This window comes from Streptomyces sp. NBC_01275 (genome assembly GCF_026340655.1).
In the GTDB taxonomy this organism is placed as follows: domain Bacteria; phylum Actinomycetota; class Actinomycetes; order Streptomycetales; family Streptomycetaceae; genus Streptomyces.
Map to the genome: position 1 here is coordinate 9,780,361 of NZ_JAPEOZ010000001.1, position 12,832 is coordinate 9,793,192.

Here is a 12,832-nt window from a genome sequence, read left to right on the forward strand (position 1 = left end):
TCCGGTGTGCCGGAGCCGTTGCGATACTGCGGGGATATCGTCCGCGCGTCGTACATCCGTAGTAGTCGGAGTGAAACGCACGCAGTAATTTACTTGAGTTACGCAACAAGATGGTAAAGTGGGTCGCATGCCCACCGAACCGCTCCCCGTGCCCTCCACCGCCTCTCCGGAAGTGATCGAGATCGAGCGTGCGCTCACCCGCATCACCTATCTCAGCACCCGCGCCCGCCAGCACGACCGGCTGATGTCCCTGGCCGGCGTCCCGCTGGACCGTGCCGCCGTGGCGCTGCTGCGGCAGATCGCCGACTCCGAGCCGCTGCGGCCGGGGGAGCTGGCCCAGCGCCTGGGCGTGGAGGCCTCCCATGTGACCCGCACGGTGCAGCAGCTGCAGAAGTCCGGCTACGTCACCCGCGTCCCCGACCCCCAGGACGGCCGGGCCCAGCGCATCCAGCTCACTGACACCGGCCGCGAGTCCATCGACCGGATCCGCGACGCGGGCGCCCGGGGCATGCAGCTGGCGCTGTCCGACTGGTCCCCGCAGGAGCTCCAGCAGTTCGCCACGTACTTCCACCGCATGGTCGACGACTTCCTCGCGCACTCCGTCGAGGAGGAGAGCGAGCAGCTGCCCGCCGCGTCGGCCGGCGGCGCCTGACCCTCAGGCCCGCTGTCGCGTCCCGGCCTCAGGGGCGGTGGCCGGGACGGGCTCGCGCAGCCCGCGCAGCAGCAGCCACGCCACCACGGGCGGGACGAGCAGCGGAAGCAGGGCCGTGCGCAGGGACGTGACGTCGGCGAGCGCCCCCAGGGCGGGAGCCGCCACGCCCCCGAGGCTCACCGTCAGCCCCAGGGTGACGCCGCTCGCGGTCCCCGGGCGCCGGGGCAGACAGTCCTGGCCCAGCGTCACATGCAGCGAGAACGGGACGTACAGCCCGGCCGAGGCCAGCGCGACGCACCCGTACAGCGGCGGTCCCGGGACCAGCAGCACACCCGCGACCGCGACCACGGTCACGACGTACGACCCGCGCACGACCGCCGGCCGCCCGTACCGCTCGGCCAGCCGGCTCCCGGCCAGCGTCCCCACCGCGCCGCCCGCGTACAGCACGCCCAGCGCGGCGGTGCCGGCCGCCTGTCCGCCGCCGGTGCGCTCACGGACGTACAGCGCGACGAACGTGCTCAGGCCGACGAAGACGATCGAGCGGCAGACCACGGCGCCCGACAGTCGCAGGAAGGTCGGCCAGTCGTCGCGGCCCGCCTGCTCGGCCGTCCGGGACGGCGCGACGCGCGGGCCCGTCGCGCGCACCGCGGCCGTGCAGAAGACCGCGCCCGCCAGCGCCGGACCCGCCAGCAGGGGAGAGGCGCGCAGGCCCCAGGTCGCGACCACGGCCGCGACGAGCGGGGGAGCGAGGGCGAAGCCGACGTTGCCGCCGAGCGCGAACCAGCCCATCGCCGTGTGACTGCCGTCCGCCGCCGCCCGGGCCGCCCGCGCGGCCTCCGGATGGTAGGCGGCGATGCCGACGCCCGACACCGCGACCGCCGCCAGGGTGAGCGCGTACGAGCCGCCGACGCCGCTGACGGCGACGCCCGCACCGGATGCCAGCGCGCTCAGCGGCAGCAGCCACGGCATCGCCCACCGGTCGGTCAGCACGCCGAACAGCGGCTGCGCCACCGACGACAGCAGCGAGGCCGCCAGGACGATGCCGGAAGCTGCGGCATAGGAGTAGGCGCGCTCGGCCACGAAGTAGGGCACCAGCGCGGCCACGGCCCCCTGGTACACGTCCACGCACGCGTGGCCCAGGGACATCAGGGTGATGGATCGATTCTTCGGCACCCTGCGATCGTCGCGACCCGGCGCCTGTCCCGCTTCCGATAATCTGCCTTCTTGTGTCGAATATCCGCCATGGATCCGCGGCTCGCCCCTGTCTGCGTCGGCCGCCCCTCTGCACCCGCTGGGGCAGGGCGAGTTGACGCGGACCCCGCCGCCGGAACCCCCTCTACCGTCCAGTAATGTCGGGGGCCTGGTCATCAGAGGAGGAACCGTGTCACGGTCCCAACGTTCACCCCTGCTGCTCGCGGGCCTGCTGGCCGGCATGGGGGTCGCCCACTTCGCCGCTCCGCGCCCCTTCGACACGACGATCCCGCGCGTACTGCCGGGCTCGCCCAGGGTCTGGACGTACGGCAGCGGCGTCGCCGAGCTGGCGCTGGCCGCGGGACTGGCCGTGCCGCGGACCCGCAAGGCGGCCGCGCTGGCCACGGCCGCGTTCTTCGTCGGCGTCTTCCCCGCCAACGTCAAGATGGCGCTGGACTGGCGCGACCGCCCCACCCCGCTCAAGGCCGCCGCGTTCGGTCGGCTGCCGCTGCAGGTCCCCCTCGTGCTGTGGGCCCGCAGTGTCGCCAACGGCACGGAAGGTCGGTGAAGGTCGGTCATGACGAAGGCGCTGGAGACCGGTGACCTGGTCGAGGACTTCTCGCTGGCGGACGAGACCGGCACGACGCGCAGCCTGACGGAGCTGCTCGCCGACGGTCCGGTGGTCCTCTTCTTCTACCCCGCCGCCCTCAGCCCCGGCTGCACCGCCGAGGCCTGCCACTTCCGCGACCTGGCCGCCGAGTTCGCCGCCGTCGGCGCCCAGCCCGTCGGCGTCAGCGGGGACTCCGTCGACCGCCAGCAGGAGTTCGCCGGACGCCACACCCTCGGCATGCCGCTGCTCTCCGACCCCGACGGCGCCGTGCGGGAACGATTCGGCGTGAAGCGCGGCGTCTCCGTGCTCCCCACCAAGCGGGCCACCTTCGTCATAGGGCAGGACCGCACCGTCCTGGAGGTCGTGCGCAGCGAACTGCGCATGAACACCCACGCCGACCGCGCCCTGGCCGCTCTGCGCGCCCACCGCGCCTGAGGCGTCCGCCTCCCGGGAGCCGCCGGGGGCGGCCCGCGTCCCGAACGGCCCGTCGCGGTTGATGCGGCGGGCCAAAGGGACCATTCTGGACGATATGGAGCATGTCGTCGCTGCGGCGGTCGTCGATGCCCGGGGCATCGTGACGGGCTGGAGCGAGGGTGCTCGCCTGCTGACGGGCCGTCCGGCGGACGAGGTCGTGGGCCGGACGGCGGCCGACCTGCTCGCCGGGGACCTCCCGCCGCACCCCGACGGCGCGTGGACCGGCCCCGTCGTCGTGCGCCACCGCGACGGCCGCCCCGTCGCCCTCACCGTGACCGCCTGCCCCCTGCTCGGCCCCGACGGCGAGCCCGCGGGCTGCACCCTCACCGCCGAGCGGCCGCACTCCCCGGAGCCGACCCTGGCGGGGCGCGCCTTCCAGCAGGCGTCCATGTCGATGTCCGTCTTCGACCCCGCCCAGCACTATCTCCGTCTGAACGAGACCGCCTGCATGGTCATGGGCGTGTCGGAGGACGTCCTGCTGGGCCGCCCCTTCCCCGAGACCGTCGAGGACGCCGAGCACAGCCGCGGCTTCAACCACCACCTGCGCCAGGTCGCCGAGACCGGCCGCCCGGTCCGCTACGAGAGCTTCACCGGCGCCCCCTCCCTCAACCGGGAGCACGCCTGGAGCATCGAGATGTGGCCCGTGCGCGAGGACACCGGCGCGGTGGCCGGGGTCGCCCTGGCGGCGTTCGACAGCACCGAGCAGTACCTGGCCCGACAGCGCCTCGCCCTGCTGAACGAGGCGGCGGCCTCCATCGGCACGACCCTGGACGTGGTGCGCACCGCCGAGGAACTGATCGGCATCCTCGTGCCCCGGTTCGCCGACTTCGCCAGCGTGGACCTGCTCGACTGGGTCCTCGGCGCGGACGAGCCGCCCCCCGTGCCCGACGGCGAGATCGTGCTGCGCCGCGTCGCCCACGGCTCCGTCCGCGAGGGCGCCCCCGAGGCGGGCGTCCACCTCGGTGACTCCGACGCCCACCCGCCGTACAGCGCCCCCGCGCGCGCCCTGCGGGAGGGGCGGGCGATCCTCAGCCAGGCGGGCGAGCCGGACTTCATGCGCTGGTTCGCCGAGCGCGACGCCCGCGCCCCCGAGGGACGCCGCTACCGCCAGGGCGTCCACACGATGATCGCGGTGCCGCTGCGGGCCCGGGGCACCGTCCTGGGCGTCGCCGTCGGCATCCGCGTCGCCCACCCCGACGACTACGAGGACGACGACGTCGTATTCGCCGAGGAACTCGCCAGCCGGGCCGCCGTCTGCATCGACAACGCCCGCCGCTTCGCCCGCGAACGCACCACCGCCCTCGCCCTCCAGCACAGCCTGCTGCCCCGCGGTCTGCCCGGACAGGCGGCCGTCGAGGTCGCCCATCGCTATCTGCCCAGCGGCTCCACGGCGGGCATCGGCGGCGACTGGTTCGACGTCATCCCGCTCTCCGGCAGCCGGGTCGCCCTGGTCGTCGGCGACGTCGTCGGGCACGGCATCCCGTCCTCCGCGACCATGGGACGCCTCTGCATGGCCGTCCGCACCCTCGCCGACGTGGACCTGCCGCCCGACGAACTCCTCACCCACCTGGACGACCTCGTCACCCACCTGGCGGCCTACGACGACGACGGCGACGACGTCGCGGAACTCGGCGCCACCTGCCTCTACGCCGTGTACGACCCCGTCAGCCGCCGCCTCACCCTCGCCGCCGCCGGCCATCCCGCGCCGGCCCTGGTCCTGCCCGACGGCCACGCCGAACTCGTCACGATGACCCCCGGGCCGCCGCTCGGCGTCGGCGGACTGCCCTTCGAGTCGGTCGAGCTGGAACTGCCCGAGGGCGCGGTCGTGGCCCTCTACACGGACGGCCTGATCGAGGACCGTGACCGCGACCCCGACCGCGCCGTCACCGAGCTGTGCAGCGCTCTGACCGCACCGGCCGCCACGCTCGACGCGCTCTGCGACACCGTGCTCAAGGCGGTCCTGCCGGAGGAGCCGAGCGACGACGTCGCCCTGCTGCTCGCCCGCACCCGGGCGCTCGGCACGGACCAGGTCGCCACCTGGGACGTCGCCCCTGACCCCGCCCATGTCGCCGCCACCCGCCAGGCGGCGACCGAGCAACTGGCCGCATGGGGCCTGGAAGAGGCCGCGTTCGTCACCGAGCTCGTCGTCAGCGAACTGGTCACCAACGCCATCCGCTACGGCGAACCCCCCATCCAGCTCCGGCTGATCCGCGACCGCAGCCTCATCTGCGAGGTCTCCGACGGCAGTTCCACCTCCCCGCACCTGCGCCGCGCCCACGCCTTCGACGAGGGCGGACGCGGGCTGCTGCTCGTCGCCCAGCTCACCCAGCGCTGGGGCAGCAGGCAGACGGACCGGGGCAAGACGATCTGGGCGGAGCAGTCCCTGGAACCGGAGTGATCACCCGTAGGCGGCCGACTCCCAGCTGTCTCCGGTCGCGAGGCCGTCCAGGAGGTCGGCCTCCCGCAGGCGGACCGTCAGCGTTGCCTGGGGCGTGCGGGACGGGTCCTGCCACAGCTCGCGCCACTCGGTCTGGAAGGCGCCGTCCCAGGCGGACGCGTCGGCGGGGTCCAGACCGCGCTCGCGCAGAGCCGCGTCGATGCGCTCCTTGGCCGCGTGCTCGCTGAAGGGAAGGTTGCTGCGCTCGGCCACCGAGACCTCGGCGACGGCCTCGGCGGCCGTGCCGGAGTCGGCACGGGAGTCGAGCGCGCTCGCCCGCTCCGTCGCGCCGGCCGCCCGATCCAGACCGTCGGCGAGGAGCCGGGCGGCGAACTCTGCGTTCTCCGGCGGCTCACCGGCATCCGGGTGGATCGCCGTGAGACGCAGGACGACGGTCGCCCCGCCGATCTCCTCGACCTGGGCATTCCAAAGACTCGACATCCGGAACTCCTGCTGAGGCGTGCTTCGCGAACAGTACGGGCGGCTGTGCTGCTGACCTGGTCTCAGGTCAGCATCCCGGTGCCCATGTTGGTGGCGAGCACCTCCAGCGCGGCCTCGTTCCCGATGCGCACGGCGAAGGTGGTGGCGCCCTTGGCCGCCGCGGTGCGTCCGCCCGTCCGGGGCGGTGAGAACGGGATCGCGGAGAACGCGTGGTAGATCCGCTCGCTCAGCGTGCCCCCGTAGTTCTGCAAGAGGTTGTTGAACTCGGTGTTGCGGGTGCCGCCCGCGGCGATGTCCTTCAGGAACTGGAGGTCGTCTGCGTTCCAGACCGTGGAGCTCGGGGGGAAGCCGGTGTACTGGCGCAGAATGGTCAGGTCGATGCCGCTGATCGCCCGGGCGACCCGGCTGTCGGCAGGCTGGCCCACCTGGAAGGTGAAGACGGCGCCGTTGTGCTTTCCGTCCAGCCAGCCCGCGGCCGGGTCGTACAGCTTGTGGGTGATGTCCAGGGTGGAGGGGAAGGCGTGGGCGGAGTTCAGCTGGCCGGCGCTGCCCTGGGCGGGCGCCGGATGGTTGTAGTGCACCTGGACGCCGAAGTAGACATAGGCTCCGGGCGTCGCGGACGCGGCCGTCACGTCGTTCTTGAGGTCCTTCTCGATGCCTTTCTCATAATTCTGGTTGTCCGACTGCGCCGCCGGCACCAGGTTGTTCGCGGTGCCAGGACCGCCCGCCTTCTCGTTGACCAGATGGAAGCGGATCCACTGACTGGTCATGTTCAGGGAGCGGATGTAGTCGTAGCCGGGCGGATCCGCCGACGGCGCCGCTCCCTGCAGGGAACCGTCGTTGAGCATCTCGGACCTGACGGCCCGGCCCTGGTTGTCCTGCACCGCTTCGTGCCTGCTGGCGGTCGGCACGGCGGTGTGGTTCAGCGCGCGCTGCACGAACGGCCGCGCGGGACCTGACCGTGCGCCGCCCGGCCGCGAGGCTTGCGGGCGCTCCTCGGCCTCGGGTGCGCCCGTGCGTGCCGGGGCGCGCATGACCCGGGTCGCGTTGGCCTCCGCCTCCCGCTCGAAGCGGTCCGAGGGATCCGACACCCGCAGCCCGGAACCGTTGTCCGCGCCGGCCACGGGCCCCTGGCGCTGCTGGATGACATGGGTCAACTCGTGTGCCAGCGTGTGCTTGTCGCCCCCGCCGTCGCCGAGGACGACATGGTTGCCCGAGGTGTAGGCCCGTGCGCCGATCTCGGACGCGGAGGCCTTCGCCGCGGCGTCGGTGTGGACGCGCACGTCGGAGAAGTCGGCGCCGAGGCGGCTCTCCATGTCGTCGCGGGTGGCGTCGTCCAGCGGCCGGCCGCCGCTGCGCAGCACGTCGTGGACGGCCGAGCGCTGCACGGGAGGGGACCCGGTCCCCGGGCCGCCCTGGTGCCCGCAGCCCGGGCCGTGCCGGTGCCGCTCCTGCGCCGGGGACGCCGGGGTCAGGGGGTGGCCTTCCTCGCGGAGCATCTGGACGACGGCGGCGTTGCCCGCGGCGCGCTGCAGGGCGAGGAGTCGATGCAGCGGGCTGCCGGCCTTCGCCGGGGCCGCCGCTCCCCGACGGGGCGAGTCGTCGGGAGTCCTGCTGGGCTGCGGTGTGCGCACGAGGTGCCTTCCAAGTGGGCGAGACAGTACATCTCTGCATACAGGCCGACCGCCGGACGCGTACAGGAACGCGGGGGCAGACTCGGCTGCCCCTATGGACGGGCCCCTATGGACGGGCCATCGATGTGCGCGCCGCCGATGTGCGGGCCGCCGATGGACGGGCCATCGGTGTGGGGACCTCGATGTACAGGCCGCCGCCGGACGGCCGAGCGCGCGCCCGACGCCGTCCCCGGGCCCGCGCCGTTCCCGGGCCTGTTCCGCACCCGCACCCGGGCCTGTTCCGCACCCGCCCCCGCCCCCGCGCGGGCTCAGAACTCCTCGTGCGCCTCGGGATCCCCGCCCAGCCGTCGGTGTGCCCGGTCGGCGATCGCCCGCAGTTGCGCCGGGCCGAGTTCGAAGCCGAAGACGTCGAGGTTGGCGCGCTGCCGTTCGGGGCTCGACGACTTCGGGATGGGCACCGCGCCGAGCTGGAGGTGCCAGCGCAGGACCACCTGGCCCGGGGTCACGCCCAGCGCCTCCGAGACGGAGGCGACGACCGGGTCCTCCAGCAGCGCCGAGCCGCGGCCCAGCGGGCTCCAGCTCTCCGTGCGGACGCCCTTGGCCTCGTGGAAGGCGCGCAGTTCGTCCTGCGGGAAGAGCGGGTGCATCTCGATCTGGTTGACGGAGGGCAGGACACCGGTCTCCTTCTCCAGGCGCTCGATGTGCGCGGTGGTGAAGTTGGAGACGCCGATCGACCGGACCAGACCGTCCTCGCGCAGCTTGATCATGGCCCGCCAGGAGTCGACGTACCGGTCGACCCGGGGAAGCGGCCAGTGGATCAGGTACAGGTCGACGTACTCGAGGCCGAGCCGTCGGCGGGACTCCTCGAAGGAGGCGAGGGTCTCCTCGTAGCCGTGATGGCGGCCCGGGAGCTTGGTGGTCACCACGATCTCCTCGCGGGGAACCCCGCCGCGCGCCACCCCGCGGCCGACCCCGCTCTCGTTGCGGTAGTTCGTCGCCGTGTCGACGAGCCGATAGCCCAGTTCGAGCGCCCCGGCCACCGCCTCCTCCGCCTGCGCGTCGTCCATGGGCCAGGTGCCCAGGCCGACGGCCGGGAGCCCCGTGCCGTCGTTGAGCGTGTGTGCCGGGATGTCGATCACTTGCCGGACCTTCCCTCGACTGTGTCCTTCGTGTCCTGTCTCCAGCCTCACGGATGGAGGCAGGATTGATCAACCGGACTGTGCCGGACTGTGGACCACTGGCGACTATCGACGGAGCGCGCATGACGACCGACCGGAGCACTGGACACGCGGGGGAGCGGGCGGCGGGGATCGAGGTGCTGCCGGTCGCCGGACACATCGGCGCCGAGATCACGGGCGTCGACCTGGCGGACGGCCTCGACGACGCCCAGGTCGCCGCGATCAGGGCCGCGATGCTGCGCTGGAAGGTGGTCTTCTTCCGCGAGCAGCGCCTGGACCATGCCGGACACGTGGCCTTCGCCCGCCGTTTCGGGGAGCCGGTCGTGCTGCCTCGGCGCGGCAGCGCGTCGCCGGCCGACTTCCCCGAGATCGAGACCACCGCCGACCGGCTGGAGCTCGGCGGGAAGTTCGGCATGGAGCACGAGGAGTGGCTGCAGCGCCGTCGGCACACCCTGTTGCGCGGCTGGCACTGCGACCACGGCGCCCGCGTCGACCCGCCGGCCGCGACGATCCTGCGCGCGGAGACCGTCCCGCCCTACGGGGGCGACACCACCTGGTCCAATCTGGCCGCCGCCTTCGCCGGACTCTCCGCGCCGGTACGGGAGTTCGTGGCCGGGCTCCGGGCCGAGCACCGCCTCGGCGTCGGCTACCAGTCACGCCCCGGCGACGACGCCTACCTGCGCCATCTGCTCGACCGTCAGGTCGCCTCCGTACACCCGTTGGTACGCGTCCACCCGGAGACCGGCGAGCGGGTGCTGTACGTCAACGGCTACTACGTCGAGCAGATCGTCGACGTCTCCCGCCCCGAGAGCCGGGCCCTGCTGGACATGCTGCTGGAGCAGGCGACCCGGCCCGAGTACACGGTCCGGTTCCGCTGGGAGCCGGGCAGCGTGGCCTTCTGGGACAACCGGGCCACCATCCACCTCGCCCCGAGCGACAACGCCCACCTCGGCTTCTCCCGGACCATGCACCGGGTGATGCTCGCCGGAGACGTGCCCGTCGGCGTGGACGGCAGGCCCTCGCAGCCGCTCGTCGGCACGGAGCCGGGCCGCTGGTGACGGCCGCGCAGTGGCGGTGGGGCGCCGTCAGCCGCCGGGCCGCCAGCCCAGCGCCGGGCCGAGCTTCGTCGCCATGTCGGTGAGGATCTGCACATAGTCCTCGGGCTCGAAGCTGAACGGCAGGGCGAAGGCGACCTCGTCGATCTCGCGGAACGCGACGTGCGCGTCCAGCCGTTCCGCGATCTCCTCGGAGCTGCCCACCAGGTCCGGCGCGAACAGCAGCCGCGCCGGGCCCTGCGGGGAGGTCGTACGGGGGAGGCGCTCGGCCGCGTACTTCTCGTACTTCGCCCGCTGCTGCGGGGTGGCGGAGTCGGTGGGGACGACCACGAGCCCCTGGGAGACGCGGGCGGCCTCCCCGTCGGGGTGGGCGGCGCGGAAGGCGCGGACGTGGGAGAGCTGGATCTCGGCGAAGTCCCGTGTGTCGTCCGGCCCGTCGGCCTTGACGACGCTGCTGGTCAGGAAGTTCATGCCGTGCTCGCCCGCCCACCGCGCCGAGCTCACGCTGCCCCCGCCGTACCACATGCGGCGGCCCAGGCCGGGGGAGTGCGGCTGCACCCGGTCCGAGAACACCTCGAACCCCTCGACCCCGCTGAAGTCGGTGGCGGACTTGCCGCGCACGAGGTCCAGCAGCCGCCGCACCCGCTCGTAGGAGAAGTCCTCGGCGTCCGCGGTGTCCGGGTACAGCGCTTCCTTGACCTGGTCGAAGTGCATCGGCGGGCCCACACTGACCCCGGGGTTGAGCCGGCCGCCGGACAGGACGTCGACGGTCGCCAGGTCCTCCGCCAGGCGCAGCGGGTTCTCCCAGCCCAGCGGGGTGACCGCGGTGCCCAGCTCGATGCGCCGGGTGCGCTGCGAGGCGGCCGCCAGGACGGCGACCGGGGAGGAGATGCCGTACTGCAGATGGCGGTGGCGCAGCCAGGCGCTGTCGAAGCCGAGGCGCTCGCCCAGCTCGATGATCTCCAGCGTGGTCTGGTGCCCCCGGGCCGGGTCGTCCCCGTCGAACAGTCCGATGGTCAGGAAGCCCAGCTTGCGCAAGGGGCGTGAGGTCGGCGGCACGGGCTCCTCCACGAAGGTAGCGGTTCTGCGTCGATTGTCGCAGGTCGGCTCAGGCCAGCGGGATGACGACCTCGTCCTCGACCGGCGGGTTCAGTTCCTGCGCGCGGTTGCCGGTGGCCGCGAAGCAGCGCAGCCGGACCGCGGCAACTGGTGGCAGGAGGCCTTCGCCCGCATCGGTTTCCCCGATTTCCTACCGCGTCGAGCCCGGCGGCGACGATTCGACCCCTACGAACCGGGCGTCAACGGCGTGGTGTGGGTGCACCGGGCGGGGCGCGGCTCGTCGCTCGGGCAGGGGCTGACCGATCCGTGCACCGGCGAGGTGCTGCACGCCCGGGTCCGGCTCGGCTCCCAGCGCGTCGACCAGGTCCGCGCCCTCGGCGAAGCCCTCCTCGCCCCGTACGGCCGCCCGGACGAGGTCGAACGCCTGGCCGCCGTACAGGAGTTGGCGCTGGCCCGGCTGCGGCAGCCGGCCGCGCACGAGATCGGGCACGCGCTCGGCTTCATGCACAACTTCGCCGGCAGCCACCACCTGGTCCCGTCCGTCATGGACTACCCGCCCGCCCGTGTCCGGGTGACCGACGACGGCGCGCTCGACCTACGCGACGCCTACGCCGTCGGACGTACGGTCGGAGCTCCGGAGCGGCCTGCGCCGACTGGAGGCGGAGCTACGGCTCCGCACCGACGACCACGCCCACGAGGCCGCCGCCCTGCTCGGGCGCCGACTCACCGACCCCGCCACGGCCCGCCTGGACCCGCCCCCGCGGATCCCGCCGGGCGCGCCCGACTAGCCGGTCCGGCACGCTCGATCGACCTGCGCGGGCGGCCGACTGACCGCTGTGCGCGCATCGGTAGGGCGGTACGGCCTGACGGCGGAACGCCCGAGAACCACCCGGTCCGCGACCGCCCGTCGGCAGGTCGCCCGTCGGCAGGTCGCCCGTCGGCAGGTCGCCGTCGGCAGGTCGCCGTCGGCAGGTCGCCCGGCGGCTCCGGCGCGGCGGGCCCGCCGTGCGCGTCAAACCGACCGGCGCGTGCTCCGGTCGATCGCTGTGCGCGCACGGGTAGGGCGGTACGGCCTGACGCCCGACGCCCGCCTCACCGCCTGGTCCCGGTCCACGAGCGTCCGGCGGCGGGTCGGTCGGCGGGCTTCGTCGGGGCGGTCCGGGTCGGTGGGGCGGCGTGGTGCCACTCGCCGTCGCCGAGGACGAGCAGGGGGTCGAACATCACCACCACGCCGGCCAGCAGCAGGAAGATGACGGGCCCGATCAGCATCGGCAGCAGCAGCGAGGTCGGGGAGTCGCCGGCCCAGGACGGGGTCCCGCTGTGCACATGGACGCTGACCGCGGCCATGGCGGTGTAGTGCATCCCGGACACGGCGACGCCCATCACCAGGCTGGCCCCGAGGCTGGTCAGGAACCCGCGGACCGTGACGGCCGCCCACAGCGCGGCGGTCGCGGCGACGACCGCGATCAGCACGGAGAGCGCGACCGTGCGCGGGTCGTAGTCGATGCTGCCGTTGAGCTGCAGCGCGGCCATGCCCAGGTAGTGCATGGCGGCGACGCCGAGACCGGTGACGGCGCCCGCGATCCACAGCGACCCGCCGGCCCTGCCGCGGTAGCCCACGATGAACACGCCGATGCCGACCACGGCGATCGCGACGGCCAGGCTGAGCACGGTCAGACCGACGTGGTAGCCGATCCGCGTCTCCTCCACCTGGAAGCCGATCATGGCGATGAAGTGCATCGTCCAGATGCCGCAGCCGATCGACACGGCCCCCAGGGCCAGCCAGCCCGGCTTCCAGGAGTCGCCGTCGAGCAGCGACCGCACGATGCAGCGCAGCCCCAGCGCTCCTCCCAGACAGGCCATCACATAGGCCGCTATCGGGGTCACCGCCCCGTACCGGAACCCGTCGACTGTGCCGTCCATGGTCAACTCCCCCCAGAGTGACTGCTGTTGTCAGGAAGGTCTACGGGGAGGAGAGGGGGAAAGCAAGCGTTTCCTGAAACGGGGTTCGGAGACGGCCGGGCGCACAGGAGGCTCACAGGCGGGACGGGTGTGGCGGCCCCGGTCGCCTAGGGCACCGAGGGATAACCCTCGAAGCACC

The 12,832-nt window shown here is 73.3% G+C and carries 12 protein-coding genes and 1 pseudogene; 6 read left to right on the forward strand and 7 right to left on the reverse strand.

All coding sequences use genetic code 11. The annotated features are described in order from the left end of the window. Positions 1–127 precede the first annotated feature (127 nt). A complete protein-coding gene (locus OG562_RS42975; protein WP_266407899.1) occupies positions 128–652 on the forward strand; it encodes a MarR family winged helix-turn-helix transcriptional regulator in 525 nt (174 codons plus the stop codon). A 3-nt stretch (positions 653–655) separates the two neighbouring features. Here OG562_RS42975 and OG562_RS42980 read toward each other — a convergent pair whose 3' ends face one another. After that, positions 656–1,798, reverse strand: coding sequence for an MFS transporter (locus tag OG562_RS42980; protein WP_266409833.1), 1,143 nt, complete (start codon positions 1,796–1,798; stop codon positions 656–658). A 235-nt stretch (positions 1,799–2,033) separates the two neighbouring features. Between OG562_RS42980 and OG562_RS42985 the strand changes: the two genes are divergently transcribed. From OG562_RS42985 to OG562_RS42995, 3 genes are all read left to right on the forward strand, one after another. After that, positions 2,034–2,411, forward strand: a complete 378-nt coding sequence (locus tag OG562_RS42985; RefSeq protein WP_266407901.1) for a hypothetical protein — start codon at positions 2,034–2,036, stop codon at positions 2,409–2,411. 9 nt (positions 2,412–2,420) lie between these two features. Continuing rightward, positions 2,421–2,888, forward strand: a complete 468-nt coding sequence (locus OG562_RS42990) for a peroxiredoxin (RefSeq protein ID WP_323187623.1) — start codon at positions 2,421–2,423, stop codon at positions 2,886–2,888. Between the two features lie 94 nt (positions 2,889–2,982). Beyond that, positions 2,983–5,325: a SpoIIE family protein phosphatase gene (locus OG562_RS42995; RefSeq protein ID WP_266407903.1), complete on the forward strand. Its 2,343-nt coding sequence runs from the start codon at positions 2,983–2,985 to the stop codon at positions 5,323–5,325. Here OG562_RS42995 and OG562_RS43000 read toward each other — a convergent pair whose 3' ends face one another. From OG562_RS43000 to OG562_RS43010, 3 genes are all read right to left on the reverse strand, one after another. Continuing rightward, positions 5,326–5,805: a hypothetical protein gene (locus tag OG562_RS43000; RefSeq protein ID WP_266407905.1), complete on the reverse strand. Its 480-nt coding sequence runs from the start codon at positions 5,803–5,805 to the stop codon at positions 5,326–5,328. Positions 5,806–5,867: 62 nt separating this feature from the next. Next, complete coding sequence (locus OG562_RS43005) at positions 5,868–7,304, reverse strand: DUF4157 domain-containing protein (protein WP_266409835.1); 1,437 nt, start codon at positions 7,302–7,304, stop codon at positions 5,868–5,870. Between the two features lie 443 nt (positions 7,305–7,747). Beyond that, a complete protein-coding gene (locus OG562_RS43010) occupies positions 7,748–8,578 on the reverse strand; it encodes an aldo/keto reductase (RefSeq protein ID WP_266407907.1) in 831 nt (276 codons plus the stop codon). Between the two features lie 122 nt (positions 8,579–8,700). On the opposite strand from OG562_RS43010, the gene OG562_RS43015 reads away from it, so the two are divergent. Next, positions 8,701–9,675 (forward strand): TauD/TfdA family dioxygenase, encoded by a 975-nt coding sequence (locus tag OG562_RS43015; RefSeq protein WP_266407910.1) that lies wholly within the window; start codon positions 8,701–8,703, stop codon positions 9,673–9,675. A 27-nt stretch (positions 9,676–9,702) separates the two neighbouring features. Here the strand turns inward: OG562_RS43015 and OG562_RS43020 are convergent, their stop codons facing one another. Both OG562_RS43020 and OG562_RS43025 read right to left on the reverse strand, forming a co-directional pair. Then, positions 9,703–10,731, reverse strand: a complete 1,029-nt coding sequence (locus tag OG562_RS43020; protein ID WP_266407912.1) for an LLM class flavin-dependent oxidoreductase — start codon at positions 10,729–10,731, stop codon at positions 9,703–9,705. Between the two features lie 190 nt (positions 10,732–10,921). Next, on the reverse strand, positions 10,922–11,221 hold the full coding sequence (locus tag OG562_RS43025; protein WP_266409890.1) for a hypothetical protein: 300 nt from the start codon (positions 11,219–11,221) through the stop codon (positions 10,922–10,924). Here OG562_RS43025 and OG562_RS43030 point away from each other — a divergent pair. Further along, positions 11,174–11,281: pseudogene (locus OG562_RS43030) on the forward strand (zinc-dependent metalloprotease); the annotation flags it as partial. The gene OG562_RS43025 and the pseudogene OG562_RS43030 sit on opposite strands and share 48 nt — an antisense overlap. A 542-nt stretch (positions 11,282–11,823) precedes the next feature. On the opposite strand, the gene OG562_RS43035 reads toward OG562_RS43030, so the two are convergent. Continuing rightward, complete coding sequence (locus OG562_RS43035; RefSeq protein ID WP_266407913.1) at positions 11,824–12,654, reverse strand: MHYT domain-containing protein; 831 nt, start codon at positions 12,652–12,654, stop codon at positions 11,824–11,826. Between the last annotated feature and the right edge of the window lie 178 nt (positions 12,655–12,832).

What these genes read in the sequence shown, in the direction of transcription:
- OG562_RS42975 (WP_266407899.1), top strand. Translation starts at nt 128, where the DNA reads ATGCCCACCGAACCGCTCCCCGTGCCCTCCACCGCCTCTCCGGAAGTG.
- OG562_RS42980 (WP_266409833.1), bottom strand. Translation starts at nt 1,798, where the DNA reads ATGTCCCTGGGCCACGCGTGCGTGGACGTGTACCAGGGGGCCGTGGCC.
- OG562_RS42990 (WP_323187623.1), top strand. Translation starts at nt 2,421, where the DNA reads ATGACGAAGGCGCTGGAGACCGGTGACCTGGTCGAGGACTTCTCGCTG.
- OG562_RS42995 (WP_266407903.1), top strand. Translation starts at nt 2,983, where the DNA reads ATGGAGCATGTCGTCGCTGCGGCGGTCGTCGATGCCCGGGGCATCGTG.
- OG562_RS43000 (WP_266407905.1), bottom strand. Translation starts at nt 5,805, where the DNA reads ATGTCGAGTCTTTGGAATGCCCAGGTCGAGGAGATCGGCGGGGCGACC.
- OG562_RS43005 (WP_266409835.1), bottom strand. Translation starts at nt 7,304, where the DNA reads ATGCTCCGCGAGGAAGGCCACCCCCTGACCCCGGCGTCCCCGGCGCAG.
- OG562_RS43015 (WP_266407910.1), top strand. Translation starts at nt 8,701, where the DNA reads ATGACGACCGACCGGAGCACTGGACACGCGGGGGAGCGGGCGGCGGGG.
- OG562_RS43035 (WP_266407913.1), bottom strand. Translation starts at nt 12,654, where the DNA reads ATGGACGGCACAGTCGACGGGTTCCGGTACGGGGCGGTGACCCCGATA.